The sequence below is a fragment of the Pseudomonas sp. SR18 genome (genome assembly GCF_023701505.1).
Taxonomy (GTDB): domain Bacteria; phylum Pseudomonadota; class Gammaproteobacteria; order Pseudomonadales; family Pseudomonadaceae; genus Aquipseudomonas; species Aquipseudomonas cyclaminis.
Genome location: NZ_JAMQAU010000006.1, coordinates 34,583 through 53,415, shown reverse-complemented (window position 1 = coordinate 53,415; position 18,833 = coordinate 34,583). Strand labels below are relative to the sequence as shown.

The following is an 18,833-nucleotide window of genomic DNA, read 5'->3' as shown; positions in this document are numbered from 1 at the left end:
CGCGGGACAAGCCCGCTCACCACAGGGTTATGTGTCAGCCTTTAAGAGTTGTGTAGATGCCCATGCCCCGATAGCGGTGTGTCAGTCCCTACATCCATGACTGATCCACTGCCATCGGGGGCAAGCCCCCTCCCACATTTTTATCTCCATAAATCAGATAGGTCTCAGCATGCTTTTGATCAAGCCCACCCCTGCCAACCCGCCCGTTTTTAGCCGTTTAAAAGCCAGTCCTTTGACGCCAAATTAAAGGTGATGGCCCTCTGCTAATTAATCACCTGTTCAAGATTTATTCTCGCTACAATCGCGCGCTTTGCCACTTGGTACGGACGTTTCAAGACCGTTGCCCGCGAGAAATCCCATGCTCATCGGTAGTTATTCCACCCCCCTCGTCGTGATCTCCCTGTTCGTCGCGATCCTGGCGTCCTATACCGCGCTGGACCTGACCGGCCGCATCGCGACCGCCAGGGGCCGTGGCGTTTATTTGTGGATGGCCGGCGGTGCGTTGGCGATGGGCGTGGGCGTCTGGTCCATGCACTTCATCGGCATGTTGGCCCTGCGGCTGCCGTTTGCGCTGGGTTTTGACATCGGTATTACCGCGCTGTCGTTGCTGATCGCGATGCTGTCCTGTGGCTTTGCGTTATGGCTGGTCAGCCAGGCGCGTTTACCGGCGTGGCAGCTGGTGTTGGGTGCGTTGGTCATGGGCACCGGCATTGCCAGCATGCACTACACCGGCATGGCGGCGATGCGCATGACCCCAGGCATCGACTACGACCCCACGTTGTTTGGCCTGTCGCTGCTGATCGCCGTGGTGGCGTCCGGTGCGGCGTTGTTGATTGCGTTCAACCTGCGCCGTAACACGCCGTACGTGCGTCTGGCACGGGGCGGCGCAGCGGTGGTGATGGGCTTTGCCATCGTCGGTATGCATTACACCGGCATGGCGGCTGCACGCTTTGCCGATGAAAGCTACTGCGCCGCTGCGTTGGACGGCTTGACCGGCAACGGCCTGGATAACCTGGTGCTGGTCACCACCCTGGCGGTGCTCGCCATTGCGTTGCTGACGTCGCTGCTCGACGCACGCCTGGAAGCCCGCACCGCAGTGCTCGCCGATTCCCTCAGCCTGGCCAACCAGGAACTGACTCACCTGGCCCTGCATGACATGCTCACCGGCCTGCCCAATCGCACCTTGCTGGCCGACCGGATTCAACAAGCCATGCAGGCGGTCAAAGAGCAGGGCGGTTGCTTCGCCTTGATGTTTATCGACCTGGATGGCTTCAAACCGGTCAACGATGCCTTTGGCCATCACATGGGCGACCAATTGTTGCGCGAAGTCGGCCTGCGCCTGCGCGAGGACTTGCGCAGCCATGACACCCTGGCGCGCATCGGTGGTGATGAGTTTGTGCTGCTGGTGCAATTGAGCCAGCCGGACGATGCCCTGCGCTTGGCCGAGCGCCAGGTCGGGCTGATCAACCGCGCATTCCATGTGGCCGAGCACGAGCTGAAAATCTCGGCCAGTGTCGGTATCGCATTGTTCCCCGGCAACGGTGGCAACCCCCAGGAACTGTTGATGAACGCCGACGCCGCGATGTACCACGCCAAGGGCATGGGCAAGAACGGCTACAGTTTTTTCGATGTGTCGATGAACACCAATGCGCGCAAGCAATTGCAGTTGTTGCAGGACCTGCGCAATGCCCTTGAGCAAGAGCAGTTTCGCCTGTACTACCAGCCCAAGTTCGATGCGGTCAGTGGCATCCCCGTGGGCGCCGAAGCGCTGGTGCGTTGGGAACATCCGCAGCAGGGCCTGTTGTTGCCTGTGACCTTTATCGAACTGGCGGAAAAGACCGGCTTGATCATTCCCATCGGCGAATGGGTGCTCAATGAAGCCTGTCGCCAGATGAGCGTGTGGTATGCCCAGGGTTATGAGGATTGGCGCATCGCCGTGAACCTGTCGGCGCTGCAGTTCTGCCATGCGGGGCTGGTCAAGAGCGTGGCCAACGCTCTGGATCGGCATCAGTTGCCGGCCAACAGCCTGACCCTGGAAATCACCGAGACCACCGCCATGAGCGATGCCGACGCGAGCATGACGGTGTTGCAGCAGCTCTCGGACATGGGCGTCGACCTGTCCATCGATGACTTCGGCACCGGTTATTCCAGCCTGATGTACCTCAAGCGCCTGCCAGCCAACGAGTTGAAGATCGACCGCGGTTTTGTGCGCGACCTGGAGCACGACAGCGACGACGCGGCCATTGTTTCGGCCATCGTTGCCCTCGGCCAAGCCTTGGGATTGCGCATTGTCGCCGAAGGTGTGGAAACCGATGCGCAGCAGAACTTCCTGACGCGGCTGGGTTGCAACTCCCTGCAAGGTTACCTGCTGGGGCATCCGCTGCCGGCCGATGGTTTCATGGCGAATATCCAACGGGCCGAGGACGTATTGGCGCCTGACAAAAACCGTGCGTGACGGTTAGTATTGGATCCAACCCTATCACCAGGTTGGACCAGGAGACCGCACGCATGGACAAAGTTGTCATCATCACCGGGGGCAGTCGTGGCATAGGCGCCGAAACGGCATTGCTGGCAGCGCGTGAAGGCTATCGCGTTTGCATCAACTACCGCTGCGACGAAGCAGCCGCCCTCGGCGTTCTGGAACAGGTGCGTGGCCTGGGTGCCCAGGCGATTGCTGTGCGGGCGGATGTCAGCATCGAAGATGAAGTGATCGCCTTGTTCCACCGCGTCGACGCCGAATTGGGCCGCGTGACCGCCCTGGTCAACAACGCGGGCACCGTGGCACATAAGTCACGGGTCGATGAAATGTCCGAATTCCGTATCCTCAACATCATGAAAACCAACGTGCTGGGGCCGATTCTGTGCGCCAAGCATGCGGTGCTGCGCATGTCGCCCAAGCACGGCGGGCAGGGCGGCAGCATCGTCAACGTTTCGTCAGTGGCCGCGCGCTTGGGCTCGCCGAATGAGTACGTGGACTACGCCGCCTCCAAGGGCGCGCTCGATACCTTCACCATCGGCCTGTCCAAAGAGGTGGCGGGCGAGGGGATACGCGTCAACGCCGTGCGCCCCGGCTATATCTTCACCGACTTCCATGCCCTGAGCGGCGACCCGGACCGGGTCAGCAAGCTGGAGTCCGGCATTCCCATGGCGCGTGGCGGCCGACCGGATGAAGTGGCGGAAGCGATTATCTGGTTGTTGTCGGATAAGGCCTCGTATGCCACCGGGACGTTTGTGGATCTGGGCGGCGGGCGGTGAGTCGGTAGCGTCTGTTCGGGCGCCATCGGGGGCAAGCCCCCTCCCACATTCAGATGTGTGAATACCCTCAGTGTGGGAGGGGGCTTGCCCCCGATGATGTCAACGCCACCCAGCCCTCAAAACGACCGCACAATCCGCCCCAACGTCTCCATCGCCTTCTCCGACGCCTCGGTCCACGGGCTGCCGTAGTTCAGCCGAATGCAATTGCGAAAGCGCTGGGTCGCCGAGAAGATCGGCCCCGGTGCAATGCTGATGCCTTGGGCCAAGGCCATCTGGAACAACTTCAGTGAATCCGTCTGTTCCGGCAATTCCAACCACAGGAAATACCCCCCGGCCGGCTGGCTGACGCGGGTCTGTGCGGGGAAATACCGGGCAATGGCGGCGAGCATGGCGCTTTGCTGCTCTTCCAGGGCATAGCGCAATTTGCGCAGGTGCCGGTCGTAGCCGCCATGTTGCAGGTAATCGGCAATCGCCGCCTGGGCCGGCATTGACGGGCACAGCGAGGTCATCAGCTTCAGGCGTTCGACTTTCTGCGCATAGCGCCCAGCGGCCACCCAGCCCACGCGATAGCCGGGCGCCAGGCTCTTTGCGAAGGAACCGCAGTGCATCACCATGCCTTCGGTGTCGAAGGCTTTGGCCGGCTTGGGGGCCTGTTGGCCGTAATACAGTTCGGCGTAGACATCGTCTTCGATCAGCGGCACCTGATGGCTGCGCAACAACTCCACCAGCGCCTGTTTCTTGGCTTCCGGCAGGGTTGCGCCCATGGGGTTCTGGAAACTGGTCATGGTCCAGCAGGCCTTGATCGGGTAGCGCTCCAGGGCTTGCGCCAGGGCGTTGAGGTCGATGCCGTCGCGCGGGTGCACGGGGATCTCCACCGCCTTGAGCTTCAGGCGTTCGAGCACTTGCAGGCAGGCATAGAACGCCGGGGCTTCAATGGCTACCAGATCGCCGGGTTCGGTGACGGCTTGCAGGCACAGGTTCAGCGCTTCCAGGGCGCCGTTGGTGATCAGCAGTTCTTCCATCGGCAGCATCAGCCCGCCGACCATGTAGCGCAGGGCGATTTGCCGACGCAGTTGGGGGTTGCCCGGCGACATGTCCGTGACGACCAGGCGCGGGTCCATCTCACGGCTGGCGCTGGCCAGGGAGCGGGCCAGGCGCGGCAGCGGGAACAGCATCGGGCTGGGGAACGCCGAGCCGAAGGGCACGGTGTTGGGGTCTTTGATCGAGTCGAGTACCGAGAACACCAACTCGCTGACATCCACCTCGGTGGACTCGTGCACCTGTTCGCTCACCACCGGCTCGGAGAACGGGCTCGGCGCATGGGTGTTGACGAAGTACCCGGAACGCGGCCGCGCGCGGATCAGGCCACGGCGCTCCAGCAGGTAATAGGCCTGGAACACCGTGGACGGGCTGACGCCGTAGGTCTGGCTGGCGTAGCGCACCGACGGCACGCGCTGGCCGGGCCCGAGGACGCCGGAGCGGATCAGTTCGGCAATGTCTTCGGCGAATTTTTCGTAGCGTTTCATGTTGGCCTTAAACAAGTGTTTTTTGATACCGAGGTATCAGCGGTTGAGCGGCGCCACAAACCGGCTGTCGGCCACGCTGTAAATGCCCGGTTCATCCACATCCATGACCTTGAAGCGCAACGTCTGCGAACTGCTCGCCGGTTTATCCGCGAGCAACGCCACCGACACCGGCACATCAATGATTTCCCCCGGCGCCAGGCTGACCTCGGTCTTGCCGTGCAGCTGGAAACCGTCGGCGTCGATCAGTTCCACCCGGTAATCCTGGCGCTGCTGGGTTTTGTTGATGACCTTGAGGCTGTAGATGTTTTCGATCTGGCCCACGGCGTTCTCGCGGAACAGGCCACGGTCCTTGGTCACGTCCAACGACACCATCGGCCGTTCCACCAGGGCTACCACCAGCGCGGCAATCATCACCAGCAGCACCGCACTGTAGCCGATCAGGCGGGGCCGGAGCAGATGGGTCTTGCCGCCTTGCAGTTGATGTTCGCTGGTGTAGCTGACCAGGCCACGGGCATAACCCATCTTGTCCATGATCGAATCGCAGGCATCGATGCACGCCGCGCAGCCGATGCACTCCATTTGCAGGCCGTCGCGGATGTCGATGCCAGTGGGGCAGACCTGTACGCACAGGTGGCAGTCAATGCAATCACCCAGGCCGACATCGGCCGGCCTGACCTCGCGTTTGCGCGGGCCCCGGCTTTCGCCACGGGCGCTGTCGTAGGAAATGGTCAGGGTGTCTTTATCGAACATCACGCTCTGGAATCGCGCGTACGGACACATGTGCATGCACACCGCCTCGCGCAGCCAGCCGGCATTGAGGTAGGTGGCCGCGGTGAAAAACAGCACCCAGAACAGGCTCACGCCGCCTATTTCCAGGGTCAGCAGTTCCTCGGCCAACGGGCGGACAGGCGTGAAGTAGCCGACAAAGGTCAGCCCGGTCAGCACGCTGATACCCAGCCACAAGGTGTGCTTGGCCGAACGCCGCGCCAGTTTGTTCAGGCTCCAGGGCGCCGCTTGCAGCTTGATGCGTTGGTTGCGTTCGCCCTCGGTGACCTTTTCGCACCACATGAACAACCAGGTGAACGAGCTTTGCGGGCAGGTGTAGCCACACCACACACGGCCGGCGAACACCGTGACCGCAAACAGGCCGAAGGCGCAGATGATCAGCAGCGCTGACAGCAGGATGAAATCCTGGGGCCAGAAGGTCGCGCCAAAAATATGGAATTTGCTCTCCGCCAGATCCCACAGCACGGCCTGGCGCCCGCCCCAGTTCAGCCATACGGTGCCGAAAAACGCCAGGAACAGAAAGCCCGCACCCGCCACGCGCAAGGTACGGAACAGGCCGGTGAAGCTGCGGGTATGAATCAGGGTGTCGCTGGATTTGGCCTTCACCTTCTTGGGGTGAATGGGTTCAAAGGTTTCCACGGTTGGGATGCGTTCGCTCATGGTCATTCGCTCATCAGCCTCCATCAGGCGGATGAACTATGGGCCGGCGGCTGTTTGCATAACAGACTCAGCTAAAGCGATAAAAAGCGGATCAGATGGCCTGCGGGCCGGGCCCTGCGACAATCTGCTGCACCCCGGCGCGCCTGGGGTGCAGGTTGATTCCAGCGGTGATGACACGGATCAATCAAATCAGCGAACCAGGTTCGGTGGCCTTCACATGGTTACGCCCGTCCGTCGCGCCTTCGACCGTCAGGGCGTCTGCTTCGGTTTCGGTGATGTAGATGCGCTCGCCCGCGAGTTCTACGTAGGACATGGACTTGTCATCGTCCGTCACTATCTTCACGCGGGTGGCAGGCACGCTTTGCTCCTGGCCACTGGCGTCGAGCTTGAAATAGCACAGGTGGTTTTCAATACGCAGCGTCATGTTGGACTCCTTTTTCATCGGCTATGCACCTTAGGGGAGAGTGGCGAGGCAGGGTTCAAGGCAACTGACTGGCGGTAGGCGCTGTCCATGAATTATCGACTTCTTTGAAGGACAGCTTTCATGGACGCTTGGTGGCATGAAGTGTGGCAAACCCTGCAGGCCGAATTCGCCGATATCGGCGATGCCAGGCAACTGACCCAGGTCACCGTGCGCCTGCTGATCGCCGCCTTGCTGGGCGGCATCTTGGGCTTTGAACGCGAGAGCAAGGGCAAGGCGGCCGGGATACGCACCCATATGCTGGTGGCCTTGGGCGCCGCGCTGTTTGTGATGGTGCCGCAGATGTCGGGCAATCAGGCGGACGCCATGAGCCGCGTGGTGCAAGGCGTGATCGCAGGGATCGGCTTTCTCGGCGCCGGCACCATCATTAAAGGCAAGGATGATGAAGAGGGGCATGTCAAAGGCCTGACCACCGCCGCCGGCCTGTGGATGACCGCTGCGATTGGGGTCTCGACCGGGTTGGGCCGGGAATCGACAGCGGTCCTGAGTACGTTGTTGGCGTTGGCGGTGTTCCGCGTCATGCCAAAAATCGTCAAGCGCTTCGAGAAGGACTGACGATCACCGGGGGCATGGTTGTCGGCGGCTCTTCCACGGGGGGTGGCAGATTTTCCGGGGGCTCTTTTTCGGGAATCGGTTCCGATTCAGTGGGCGGCAGGGTCGGGTTGTCGATATTCGGGTCAGGGGTTTCAGCCGGGATCGGGATATTCATCGGTGTGGCCTCCTTTGTGCTTTGCTCTACCGGTGGACAACCGCCTGGGGGATTTGATTCCCCGCTCAGTGGCGGCACATCCACCTGAACTTTTGACCAAGGCTCAGGCTCGGACCTATGACGGCCTTGCTCAGGGAGAGCACTGCCGTTTCAGAATTCGGATCAAGCAAAGAGCGTCCACAGGGCGTAAGGGGAAGATGCTCGATGACTGCTGACACTCAGGTTCCAGATAATTGCTCACTGCCGCTGTCCCAGGCGCTGTTGCTGCCCAGGATCGCGATCGAAAGCACCATGCCGGTAATTGATGGCGGTGAATTCGCCGTCAAGGCCGTCGTGGGCCAGCGGGTCAACGTGACCAGCAAGGTATTCGCCGACGGCCACGACAAGCTCGCTGTCCTGATCCGCTGGCGGCCGTTGCAGGACGAAAGCTGGCACAGCGTGGTGATGACCGACGTGGGTAACAATGGCTGGGAGGGCGCGTTTACCGTCACCACCCAAGGCCCTCACGAATACTGCATTGAAGCCTGGATCGATACCTTCGCCAGCTTCTGCTACGAGCTGCGCAAGAAGCACGAAGCCGGCGTGCCGGTCAGCCTGGAGTTGCAGGAAGGCCGCAGCCTGGTGCTGCAGGCCGCCGAACGCAGTGACAACGAACTGCGCGACCGTCTGATGTTGCTGCACCACGAACTCTCCGGCCTGCTGGAAACCGAACAGGTCGCGCTGTTCCTGCACGAAGACAGTGCACACCTGATGACCCAGGCTGATCACCGCGCCTATTTGAGCATCAGCACCGTTTACCCGATCGACGTGGAGCGTGAGGCGGCGCAGTTCGCCAGTTGGTACGAACTGTTTCCGCGCTCGATCACCGACGATCCAGCGCGTCACGGCACCTTCAACGATGTGCACGCACGGCTGCCGATGATCCATGACATGGGGTTCGACGTGCTGTACTTCCCGCCGATCCACCCCATCGGCCGCAGCCACCGCAAGGGCAAGAACAACTCGCTGACCGCCGGCCCCGATGATCCGGGCAGCCCGTACGCCATTGGCAGCGAGGAGGGCGGTCACGAGGCCATTCACCCGCAACTGGGCAGTCGCGACGACTTTCGCCGCCTGGTCCAGGCGGCCGCCGACCACGGGCTGGAAATTGCCCTGGACTTTGCCATCCAGTGCTCCCAGGACCACCCGTGGCTCAAGCAGCATCCGGGCTGGTTCAACTGGCGCCCCGACGGGACGATCAAATACGCTGAAAACCCGCCGAAAAAGTACCAGGACATTGTCAACGTCGACTTCTATGCGGCGGATGCGATTCCGGGTCTCTGGACCGAGTTGCGCGACATCGTGGTGGGCTGGGTGGAAGAGGGCGTGAAGACCTTTCGCGTCGACAACCCCCACACCAAGCCGCTGCCGTTCTGGCAATGGCTGATCAGCGATGTGCGCTCAAAGCACCCCGAGGTGATTTTTCTCGCCGAGGCCTTCACCACGCCGGCGATGATGGCGCGGCTGGGCAAGGTCGGTTATTCCCAGAGCTACACCTATTTCACCTGGCGCAATACCAAGGCCGAGTTGAGCGAGTACTTCACCCAGTTGAACCAGTCGCCGTGGCGCGAGTGCTACCGGCCGAACTTCTTCGTCAACACCCCGGACATCAACCCAGGCTTCCTGCATGAGTCCGGCCGCGCTGGCTTTCTGATCCGCGCCGCGCTGGCGACCATGGGCTCGGGCCTGTGGGGCATGTATTCGGGCTTTGAACTGTGCGAAGCCGCGCCGGTGCCGGGCAAAGAGGAATACCTGGACTCCGAGAAGTACGAGATCCGTGTCCGCGACTTCACCGCCCCCGGCAACATCATCGCCGAGATCGCCCAGCTCAACCGCATCCGCCGGCAAAACCCTGCGTTGCAGACACACCTGGGGTTGAAGCTCTACACCGCATGGAACGACAACATCCTGTACTTCGGCAAACGCAGTGAGGAGGGCGACAACTTCATCCTGGTCGCCATCAACCTCGACCCGTTCAATGCCCAGGAAGCGCATTTCGAATTGCCGTTGTGGGAGCTGGGCCTGCCCGATGACGCGCAAACCCAAGGTGAGGACTTGATGAACGGCCATCGCTGGACCTGGTATGGCAAGACCCAGTGGACGCGCCTTGAGCCGCAGATGCCGTTCGGGATCTGGCGCATCACCACCTCCTGAGCCTAGTGAAGATCAACATGTGGGAGGGCGCTTGCCCCCTCCCACATTGACCGAGTTCAGTTTGAAAGAATTTGAGTATTCCAGGAGTTTCCAATGGCGAAGAAACCCAAGGCTGCCAGCTTCATCAAGGACCCGCTCTGGTACAAGGACGCGGTGATCTACCAGGTTCACGTCAAGTCCTTCTTCGACTCCAACAATGACGGCATCGGTGACTTTCCCGGGCTGATCGCCAAGCTCGACTACATTGCCGACCTCGGCGTGAACACCATCTGGCTGCTGCCGTTCTACCCCTCGCCACGGCGCGATGACGGCTACGACATCGCCGAGTACCGTGGCGTGCACAGTGACTACGGCACCCTGGCCGACGCCAGGCGCTTTATCGCCGAGGCCCACAAACGTGGGTTGCGGGTGATCACCGAGCTGGTGATCAACCATACGTCCGACCAGCACCCGTGGTTCCAGCGCGCCCGCAAGGCCAAGCCCGGTTCGGCGGCGCGAGATTTTTATGTGTGGTCCGATGACGACCAGAAATACGACGGCACGCGCATCATCTTCCTCGACACCGAGAAGTCCAACTGGACCTGGGACCCGGTCGCCGGCCAGTACTTCTGGCACCGTTTCTACTCCCACCAGCCGGACCTCAACTTCGACAACCCGCAAGTGATGAAGGCCGTGCTGTCGGTGATGCGTTACTGGCTGGACATGGGCATTGACGGCCTGCGCCTGGACGCCATCCCGTACCTGATCGAGCGCGACGGCACCAATAACGAGAACCTTGCCGAAACCCACGATGTGCTCAAGCAGATCCGCGCCGAAATCGACGCCCATTACCCGGACCGCATGTTGCTGGCCGAAGCCAACCAGTGGCCCGAAGACACCCAGCTGTACTTTGGTGACAAGAAGGGCGACGACGGCGACGAATGCCACATGGCTTTCCACTTCCCGCTGATGCCGCGCATGTACATGGCGCTGGCCCAGGAAGACCGCTTTCCGATCACCGATATCTTGCGCCAGACCCCGGAAATCCCCGCCAACTGCCAGTGGGCGATCTTCCTGCGCAATCACGATGAGCTGACCCTGGAAATGGTCACCGACAAAGAGCGCGACTACCTGTGGAACTACTACGCCGCTGACCGTCGCGCGCGCATCAACCTGGGCATTCGCCGACGCCTGGCACCGCTGCTGGAACGAGATCGCCGCCGCGTGGAACTGCTCAACAGCCTGCTGCTGTCGATGCCCGGCACGCCGACCCTGTATTACGGCGACGAAATCGGCATGGGCGATAACATCTACCTCGGCGACCGCGACGGTGTGCGCACGCCGATGCAGTGGTCCATCGACCGCAACGGCGGCTTCTCCCGCGCCGACCCGGCCAGCCTGGTGCTGCCGCCGATCATGGACCCGCTGTACGGCTACCAGTCGGTCAACGTCGAAACCCAGACCCAAGACCCGCACTCACTGCTCAACTGGAACCGACGCATGTTGGCGGTGCGCAAGCAATCCAAGGCGTTTGGCCGGGGCAGTCTGAAAATGCTTTCGCCGAGCAATCGCAGAATCCTGGCCTACACCCGTGAATACACCGGGGAAGACGGCCGCACGGAAATCATCCTGTGCGTGGCCAACGTGTCCCGCAGTGCCCAGGCCGCCGAACTGGACCTGTCGGCCTTCGCCGGGATGGTGCCGGTGGAGATGCTCGGCGGCAACGCGTTCCCGCCCATCGGCCAGTTGAATTTCCTGCTGACCCTGGCGCCCTATGGCTTCTATTGGTTTGGATTGGCGGCGCAGAACCAGATGCCCAGCTGGCATGTGGAACCGGCTCAAAGCATCCCCGACTTCACTACTCTGGTACTTAAAAAACGCATGGAAGAATTGCTCGAAGACCCTTGCCGCACCACCCTGGAGCAGACTTCCTTGCCTGCCTGGCTGCCCAAGCGGCGCTGGTTCGCGGGCAAGGACACCGCTATCGACAACGTGCACATCGCTTACGGCGTGCGGTTTGGCGACCCGGAGCATCCGGTGTTGCTCAGTGAAATTGACGTTACCAGCGGCGGCCAGGTCAGTCGCTATCAACTGCCGTTCGGTTTTCTGAGCGAAGACCAGTTCACCAGTGCCTTGCCGCAGCAATTGGCCCTGGCCCGTGTGCGGCGTACGCGGCAGGTAGGATTGGTCACGGATGCCTTCAGCCTGGAGCACTTTATCCGCGCCGTGATCCAGGGCCTGCAGGCCGGTACGGTGCTGAGCTCCAGCGAAGGCGACCTGCGCTTTGAAGCCACGCCCCATCTGGCGCCGTTGCAACTGACCGATGACGCCCAGGTGCGCTATTTGTCGGCCGAGCAGTCCAACAGTTCGGTGGTGGTGGGCGAGTGCCTGGTGCTCAAGCTGATCCGCAAAGTCAGCGCCGGTGTGCACCCGGAGCTGGAAATGAGCGCCTACCTGACCGCCGCCGATTACCCGAACATCTCGCCGCTGCTGGGCTCGATGATTCGCCGCGACGCCGACGGCCAGGACAACCTGCTGATGATCGCCCAGGGTTACCTGAGCAATCAGGGCGACGCCTGGAGCTGGACCCAGAACAACCTGGAACGCGCCATTCGCGACGAACTGGCGCAGGCCATCTCCGAACAGGACCAGCACTACAACGCCTTGGGCGAATTGGCGGACTTTGCCGGGCTACTCGGCCAGCGCCTGGGGGAAATGCACCTGGTGCTGGGCGCGAAGACCACCAACAAGGACTTCAAGCCCGAGGTCACTACCGCCAAGGACACCCAGGCCTGGGCCAAGGACGTCGGCGCGCAGATCGAACGTGCGTTGCAGTTACTCAAGCTGCATCAAACCCAATTGAACCCTGCGGATCAGGCGTTGGTCAGTGACTTGCTGGCGCAGAAAAAAGCCATCGGCGCCCAGGTCCAGGCGTTGGCGAAAGCCACGTTGGGCGGTCTGCGCATTCGGGTCCACGGTGATTTGCACCTGGGCCAGGTGCTGGTGGTGAAGGGCGATGCCTACCTGATCGACTTTGAAGGCGAGCCAGCCAGGCCGCTGCATGAGCGGCGTGGCAAGCACAGCCCGTATAAAGATGTGAGCGGTGTGCTGCGCTCGTTTGATTACGCAGCGGCCATGGCCCTGAATGTGCAAGGGGCGGATCACTCGCCGCAAGCCGATCAGGCCCGCCGGCGTGTGACCGAACGCTACCTGAATGAAGCACGCGAGGCATTTATCCAGGCTTATCAGGCAGCTACGTCTACACTGGCGCATGACTGGCAGGATGCCAAAGGCCAGGACGCCGCGCTGACATTGTTCAGCCTGGAAAAGGCCGCGTACGAAGTGGCTTACGAAGCGGAAAACCGCCCGACCTGGCTACCGGTGCCCCTGCAAGGGCTGCACGGGCTGCTCAGCGGGCTAATACCTCTATCTGACACTGCACGCGGTGGGGAGACGTCATGAATTACACGCATAAAGAACCGCTGCAGCCCAAGTTGACTGCCATGCCGGCGTCCAAGGACGTCGATGCGCTGGTGCGCGCCGAGCACCACGACCCGTTCTCGATCCTCGGGCCGCACGATGACGAGCAGGGCGGGCAATTTATCCGCGCATTCCTGCCCGAAGCCCTGAGCGTCCAGGTGTTGGCGAAAGACAGCGGCGAGCCCATCGGCAGCCTGGACGCGACCCAGGTGCCGGGCCTGTTTGTCGGGCACTTCATCACACGCCAGCCCTACCTGCTGAAAATCCAATGGGCCGGCGGTGAACAGATCACCGAAGACCCTTACAGTTTCAGCCAATTATTGCTGGGGGAAATGGACCTGTACCTGTTTGCCGAAGGCAACCACCGCGACCTCAGCAGCTGCCTGGGCGCCCAGGTGACCAGCGTCGACGGCGTGCAGGGCGTGCGCTTTGCCGTATGGGCGCCGAATGCGCGGCGGGTGTCGGTGGTGGGCGACTTCAATATCTGGGACGGGCGCCGTCATCCGATGCGCCTGCGCCATCCTTCGGGCGTGTGGGAGTTGTTTATCCCACGTCTGCAACCGGGCGCTGCCTACAAGTACGAGATCCTCGGCGCCAACGGAATCTTGCCGCTCAAAGCCGACCCCATGGCACTGGCCACCCAACTGCCGCCGGACACGGCGTCGAAAGTTGCGCCGCCGTTGCAGGTGGACTGGCAAGACCATGCATGGATGCAGTCGCGCAGCGAGAAGCAGAAACCCACCGCGCCGCTGTCGATCTACGAGCTGCACGTCGGTTCCTGGCAATGCGAGCTGGACGAAGCCGGCGAAGTCGCCCGCCAATATGGCTGGCGTGAACTGGCGGAACGCCTGGTCCCGTACGTGCAGCAATTGGGTTTCACCCATATCGAATTGATGCCAATCATGGAGCACCCGTTTGGCGGCTCCTGGGGTTATCAGGCCTTGTCGCAGTTCGCCCCGACTGCGCGCTTTGGTTCGCCGGAAGATTTCGCCTATTTCGTCAACGCCTTGCACCAGGCCGATATCGGCGTGATTCTGGACTGGGTACCGGCGCATTTCCCCACCGATACCCACGGCCTCGCCCAGTTCGACGGCACCGCGCTGTATGAATATGCCAACCCGCTGGAAGGCTTCCACCAGGATTGGGACACGCTGATCTACAACCTGGGCCGCACCGAGGTGCACGGCTTTATGCTGGCCTCGGCCCTGCACTGGCTCAAGCATTTCCATATCGACGGCCTGCGTGTGGATGCGGTGGCGTCGATGCTGTACCGCGACTATTCGCGCAAGGCCGGCGAGTGGGTGCCCAACCGCCACGGCGGCCGCGAGAACCTGGAAGCCATCGACTTTCTGCGCCACCTCAATGACGTGGTAGCCCTGGAGGCCCCCGGCGCCCTGGTGATCGCCGAGGAATCCACCGCCTGGCCCGGCGTAAGCCAGCCCACCCAACAGGGCGGCCTGGGGTTCAACTACAAATGGAACATGGGCTGGATGCACGACTCGCTGCATTACATCCAGCAAGACCCGGTCTACCGCGCCCATCACCACAACGAGCTGAGCTTCGGCCTGGTGTATGCCTGGTCCGAGCGTTTCATCCTGCCGATTTCCCATGATGAAGTGGTACACGGCAAGCATTCGTTGATCGACAAGATGCCCGGCGACCGCTGGCAGAAGTTTGCCAACCTGCGTGCCTACCTGGCGTTCATGTGGATGCATCCCGGCAAGAAACTGTTGTTCATGGGCTGCGAGTTCGGCCAGTGGCGCGAGTGGAACCACGACCAGCAACTGGACTGGTACCTCTTGCAGTACGCAGAGCACAAAGGCGTGCAGAAGCTGGTCGGTGACTTGAACCGTCTGTACCGCGAAGAGCCAGCCCTGCACGAACAGGACGATGCGCCACAAGGCTTCCAATGGCTGATTGGCGATGACGCGATCAACAGCGTCTACGCCTGGCTGCGCTGGAGCAAGGACGGTAAGCCCGTCCTGGTGGTGGCTAACTTCACCCCGGTGCCCCGCGAGGCCTATGCCGTCGGCGTGCCGTTTGCCGGACGCTGGAGCGAAGTGATCAACAGTGATGCGGACATGTATGCCGGTTCCAATTTCGGCAACGGCGGCGAAGTCTTTACTCAGGATGAGCCGCGCCATGGTCAACCGGTGTCACTGTCGCTGAATTTACCGCCGTTGGGCGTGCTGATTCTGCGGCCTGAAGGGGCTTGACCGCTCTGCTGTGCGGGATTCAGTTGTCCGCGGTGCTGGCAGGGTGCCACAATGGCGCCTTTGTCGCGGCAGTCGAATCAGGCGAATTTCATGAATGGCCTTGGGCGTGAGCAGGACCAGGATTGCTTTATAGAGCAGCAGGTGCGGACCGACCGTCTGCACCAGCTGTTCCGGCAGTCATTTGCCGCCATCTTCGGCAGTTACCTGGCGGCGGTCATGCTCTGCTGGCTGTGTTGGGAACGCTTCGATCGCGATGTCATGCTGGTGTGGCTGGCGGTGCTTTCGGTGTCGTCGCTGCTGCGGGTCAAGATGTTCATGGACTGGTTTCGCTGCCCCAACAGCGAGCGCACGCCGGATCGTTGGGAGCGCCGCTACTGGGTTACGTTGATGCTGTCCGCCGGCGTCTGGGGCATCGGTGCGTTGGCGGTGATGCCGCCGGATGACCGGCTGTCCCAGGTACTGGTCATGTTGTTCACCGTGGGCATGTCGGTCAGCGCGGTGTCGTGTTATTCGGCCTATCGCTACATGACGCTGGTGTCCATCGGCCTGGTGTTGCTGCCTTGCACTGTGTGGCTGCTGTTCCAGCCGTCGTCCATGCAGGTGGGGGTCGCCATCGCGGTGCTGGTGTTCGCCACCTTTGTCGCCAGCGCCACGCGTAAATTGTCCGATGCGCTGGAGAAGGCGTTTCGCCTGACCCGGCAAATGGAACGCGCCCACAGCATTTCCGCGCGCGCCGCACAAACCGACGAACTGACCGGGCTGATGAACCGCCGTGCGTTTTTCGAACATGCCCACCTGCTCTACGCGCAGTGCCGACACAACCAGCAGCCGCTGTGCGCGCTGATGATGGACATGGACCACTTCAAGCACATCAATGACACCTACGGCCACCAGGCCGGCGATCAGGTGTTGCGCCAGATTGGCGGCGTGATCAGTGCCTCCTTCCGTAAATCTGATGTGTATGGCCGCCTGGGCGGCGAGGAGTTTGCGGTGTTGCTGCCCAATACCTCGCTGGAAGCCGCGCAGGCCATTGCCGAGCAGTTGGTCGAGTCGATTTCAGGGCTGGCGGTCGAGCCGGTCAAGGGGCTTTCGGCAAGCCTGGGCGTGGCCTCGACCCAAGCCCAGGATGAGGACCTGCATGGCCTGATGAACACCGCCGACAAAGCGCTGTACCGGGCCAAGGCGCTGGGCCGCAATCAGGTGGCCGTGGCGCAGTAGGGTGGCGTTCAGTCCTTGAGCATCGCCTTGACCAGCACCCGCGACACCTGCTCGGCCGAGTAAGGCTTGGGCAGGAATTCGAAGCCTTCGTAGCCGCAGTCTGCCAACTCGTCGCTGTAGCCCGAGGTCAACACCACTGGCAGGTCTGCCCGGCGCTGGCGCAGCAATTTGGCCATGACGACGCCCGTGATACCGGGCATGACCACGTCGGAGAAAATCACATCGAAGGCCATTGCATCCTGGCCGGCCAAGGTCAGGGCTTGCTCGGCATCGGTCGCCCAGGTGGTCTGGTAGCCCAGGTCTTGAAGGATCTGGCTGGCAAAGCGCCCGACTTCCAGGTTGTCCTCCACGATCAGCACCCGGCACTCGGTGGTGTCGTGGGGCGTGGCGAGCGTTTCCTGAGGGCTGGGCGGTTGCGATGCCTGGGCTTCGACCTGGGGCAGGTACAGGGTGAATACGCTGCCTTGGCCGGGCGTGCTGGACACATCGATATTGCCCCCCGACTGCTTGGCAAACCCGAAGACCTGGGACAGGCCCAGGCCAGTGCCCTTGCCGACTGCCTTGGTGGTGAAGAACGGTTCGAAAATCCGCTCCACGGCGTCGGCCTCGATACCCGGCCCGGTATCGGCGATGGCGATGGCGATGTAGGGCTGGCGTGATCCCGCGTCGCCACGGATGCGTGGCAGCGCCTGCCGGCCGGCGACCCGCAGGCTCAGCGTGCCCTGGCCGCCCATGGCGTCCCGTGCATTGAGGGCGATGTTGATCAGGGAGGTTTCGAATTGGCTGGCGTCGATACGTGCGAAACAGGCCAAGGGCGGCAACTCGACCTGCACCTGAATGCGTGCGCCGGTGACGCTTTCGAGCATCTCGCCAATGTTCTGGACCCGCTGGCCCACGTCGAAGACTTCCGGGTTGAGCGGTTGGCGGCGGGCAAAGGCGAGCAACTGGCTGGTCAGCTTGCTGGCGCGCTCCACGGTATCCGACACCGCGCCCATGTAGCGCTGGCGCCGTTCTTCCGACAGGCCTGGCTGCCGCAGAAAATCCACCGACGAGCGAATGATCGTCAGCAGGTTGTTGAAGTCATGGGCGACGCCGCCGGTCAATTGGCCGATGGCTTCGAGTTTCTGGGATTGGCGCAGCGCAGCTTCGGCCTGGGCCAGCGCCTGGGTGCGTTCTTCCACCCGTTGTTCCAGGTAGGTGTTCAACTCTGCATACGCTGCCAGGCCTTCACGCACATCGGCATCAGCGCGCACGCGCTCGATATGCGCCCAGGAACGTTCGGTGACTTCGCGCAGCAAGGCCAGGTCGTAGGGTGACCAGGCCCGTGCGGATTTGTCGTGGACGGCCATCAAGGCAGTCAGGCGGCCGTTCTTGATCAGCGGCATGCAGATGGTGGCGGTTACCCCCAGCGCCTGGAAAGCCGCAGATTCTTCCGGCGGCAGCTCGCGCAGGTTGTCGTAGATCACCAGGGGCTCGCCGCCCCGCAGGCAGTTGACGGCCTTCTCGCCGAACCCCGCCAGGCTGTAGCGACCGATGATGCTCGGCGAGCCGGGCGCGGTCCAATTGTCGCGGATGGTAAAGCCGTCTTCATCGGCGTCCATGTCGGCGTAGGCGCAATTGCTCACTTGCAGGTGTTCGGCGAGCAACTGTGTGGTGTGGGTCAGGATGGCTTGGGCATCAGTCGCATTGACCACCGCATGGCCGATGGCATCCAGCACCGCCAGGCGCCGGGCGAGAAATACCGTGGGCGTGGTTTCGGTCACGGTGTCGAGCAGGCCGACCACGCGGCCCTGGGAGTCGCGGATCGGGCTGTAGCAGAAGGTGAAATACGCCTGTTCCCGTGCCTGGCCGCGTTCAATCACCAACGGGAAATTTTCAATATAAGTCGCGTGCCCCTGGAACGCCGCGTCGGCGATGGGGCTGATGTCGGACCACGCCTCGCGCCAGATGTCACTGAACGGGCGGCCCAAGGCATAGGGCTTATTGCCCAGGATCGGAACGAACGCGTCGTTGTAGATCGTGATGAGATGAGGGCCCCAGACAATGGCCTGGGGAAAGCTCGACGCGAAACACAGCGCAACGGTGGTTTTCAAAACGTCCGGCCATTGCTCCAAGGGACCGAGCGGCGTGTTGGCCCAATCATGCTGACGTACCCGTTCAGCCATGTCGCTGCTGCTTTGCAGCCAATTCATCATTGGGGAAACACCTTGTAATCCAGAGTCTTCAGCGCGCCTTTCAGTGTGTGGCGCAAAGCTACAGACCCGCTAGGACGCTGCCAGTTCAGCATAATTATCCAATAGATGGCAATTTGATGCTCTATTCATTTGAGT

Annotated in this window: 12 protein-coding genes; 7 read left to right on the top strand and 5 right to left on the bottom strand. The window is 61.9% G+C overall.

All coding sequences use genetic code 11. The features are described from left to right. The first annotated feature begins 358 nt into the window (after positions 1–358). Both NDJ82_RS11245 and NDJ82_RS11240 read left to right on the top strand, forming a co-directional pair. Positions 359–2,455, top strand: a complete 2,097-nt coding sequence (locus NDJ82_RS11245) for a putative bifunctional diguanylate cyclase/phosphodiesterase (RefSeq protein WP_099585178.1) — start codon at positions 359–361, stop codon at positions 2,453–2,455. Positions 2,456–2,508: 53 nt separating this feature from the next. Next, positions 2,509–3,255, top strand: coding sequence for an SDR family oxidoreductase (locus tag NDJ82_RS11240; protein WP_250925470.1), 747 nt, complete (start codon positions 2,509–2,511; stop codon positions 3,253–3,255). Between the two features lie 116 nt (positions 3,256–3,371). Here the strand turns inward: NDJ82_RS11240 and mapR are convergent, their stop codons facing one another. The 3 genes from mapR to NDJ82_RS11225 all read right to left on the bottom strand — a co-directional run bounded on the left by mapR (position 3,372) and on the right by NDJ82_RS11225 (position 6,651). Further along, positions 3,372–4,781, bottom strand: a complete 1,410-nt coding sequence (gene mapR, locus NDJ82_RS11235; protein ID WP_250925469.1) for a GntR family transcriptional regulator MpaR — start codon at positions 4,779–4,781, stop codon at positions 3,372–3,374. Positions 4,782–4,817: 36 nt separating this feature from the next. Further along, positions 4,818–6,227: a cytochrome c oxidase accessory protein CcoG gene (ccoG, locus tag NDJ82_RS11230; RefSeq protein ID WP_250925468.1), complete on the bottom strand. Its 1,410-nt coding sequence runs from the start codon at positions 6,225–6,227 to the stop codon at positions 4,818–4,820. 184 nt (positions 6,228–6,411) lie between these two features. Beyond that, entirely contained in the window at positions 6,412–6,651 is a 240-nt protein-coding gene (locus tag NDJ82_RS11225; protein WP_250925467.1) for a DUF3203 family protein, read from the bottom strand. A 120-nt stretch (positions 6,652–6,771) separates the two neighbouring features. On the opposite strand from NDJ82_RS11225, the gene NDJ82_RS11220 reads away from it, so the two are divergent. Next, entirely contained in the window at positions 6,772–7,263 is a 492-nt protein-coding gene (locus tag NDJ82_RS11220; RefSeq protein WP_112195102.1) for an MgtC/SapB family protein, read from the top strand. Here NDJ82_RS11220 and NDJ82_RS11215 read toward each other — a convergent pair. Next, complete coding sequence (locus NDJ82_RS11215; RefSeq protein ID WP_250925466.1) at positions 7,241–7,417, bottom strand: hypothetical protein; 177 nt, start codon at positions 7,415–7,417, stop codon at positions 7,241–7,243. The two genes, NDJ82_RS11220 and NDJ82_RS11215, sit on opposite strands and share 23 nt — an antisense overlap. Before the next feature lie 204 nt (positions 7,418–7,621). Between NDJ82_RS11215 and NDJ82_RS11210 the strand changes: the two genes are divergently transcribed. The 4 genes from NDJ82_RS11210 to NDJ82_RS11195 all read left to right on the top strand — a co-directional run bounded on the left by NDJ82_RS11210 (position 7,622) and on the right by NDJ82_RS11195 (position 16,503). Then, positions 7,622–9,610: an alpha-1,4-glucan--maltose-1-phosphate maltosyltransferase gene (locus tag NDJ82_RS11210; protein ID WP_191947915.1), complete on the top strand. Its 1,989-nt coding sequence runs from the start codon at positions 7,622–7,624 to the stop codon at positions 9,608–9,610. A gap of 93 nt (positions 9,611–9,703) precedes the next feature. After that, positions 9,704–13,051 (top strand): maltose alpha-D-glucosyltransferase, encoded by a 3,348-nt coding sequence (gene treS, locus NDJ82_RS11205; RefSeq protein ID WP_250925465.1) that lies wholly within the window; start codon positions 9,704–9,706, stop codon positions 13,049–13,051. Then, a complete protein-coding gene (gene glgB, locus NDJ82_RS11200) occupies positions 13,048–15,285 on the top strand; it encodes a 1,4-alpha-glucan branching protein GlgB (protein WP_250925464.1) in 2,238 nt (745 codons plus the stop codon). Before treS ends, glgB begins: the two co-directional genes overlap by 4 nt. Positions 15,286–15,336: 51 nt before the next feature. Beyond that, positions 15,337–16,503 (top strand): GGDEF domain-containing protein, encoded by a 1,167-nt coding sequence (locus NDJ82_RS11195; RefSeq protein ID WP_250925463.1) that lies wholly within the window; start codon positions 15,337–15,339, stop codon positions 16,501–16,503. A gap of 8 nt (positions 16,504–16,511) precedes the next feature. On the opposite strand, the gene NDJ82_RS11190 is transcribed toward NDJ82_RS11195, so the two are convergent. Continuing rightward, positions 16,512–18,698: a GAF domain-containing protein gene (locus NDJ82_RS11190; protein ID WP_250925462.1), complete on the bottom strand. Its 2,187-nt coding sequence runs from the start codon at positions 18,696–18,698 to the stop codon at positions 16,512–16,514. Between the last annotated feature and the right edge of the window lie 135 nt (positions 18,699–18,833).

Bases quoted from the DNA above. Each gene is read 5' to 3' on its own strand.
- NDJ82_RS11245 (WP_099585178.1), top strand. From the start codon at position 359: ATGCTCATCGGTAGTTATTCCACCCCCCTCGTCGTGATCTCCCTGTTC.
- NDJ82_RS11240 (WP_250925470.1), top strand. From the start codon at position 2,509: ATGGACAAAGTTGTCATCATCACCGGGGGCAGTCGTGGCATAGGCGCC.
- mapR (WP_250925469.1), bottom strand. From the start codon at position 4,781: ATGAAACGCTACGAAAAATTCGCCGAAGACATTGCCGAACTGATCCGC.
- ccoG (WP_250925468.1), bottom strand. From the start codon at position 6,227: ATGAGCGAACGCATCCCAACCGTGGAAACCTTTGAACCCATTCACCCC.
- NDJ82_RS11225 (WP_250925467.1), bottom strand. From the start codon at position 6,651: ATGACGCTGCGTATTGAAAACCACCTGTGCTATTTCAAGCTCGACGCC.
- NDJ82_RS11220 (WP_112195102.1), top strand. From the start codon at position 6,772: ATGGACGCTTGGTGGCATGAAGTGTGGCAAACCCTGCAGGCCGAATTC.
- NDJ82_RS11215 (WP_250925466.1), bottom strand. From the start codon at position 7,417: ATGAATATCCCGATCCCGGCTGAAACCCCTGACCCGAATATCGACAAC.
- NDJ82_RS11210 (WP_191947915.1), top strand. From the start codon at position 7,622: ATGACTGCTGACACTCAGGTTCCAGATAATTGCTCACTGCCGCTGTCC.
- treS (WP_250925465.1), top strand. From the start codon at position 9,704: ATGGCGAAGAAACCCAAGGCTGCCAGCTTCATCAAGGACCCGCTCTGG.
- glgB (WP_250925464.1), top strand. From the start codon at position 13,048: ATGAATTACACGCATAAAGAACCGCTGCAGCCCAAGTTGACTGCCATG.
- NDJ82_RS11195 (WP_250925463.1), top strand. From the start codon at position 15,337: ATGGCGCCTTTGTCGCGGCAGTCGAATCAGGCGAATTTCATGAATGGC.
- NDJ82_RS11190 (WP_250925462.1), bottom strand. From the start codon at position 18,698: ATGATGAATTGGCTGCAAAGCAGCAGCGACATGGCTGAACGGGTACGT.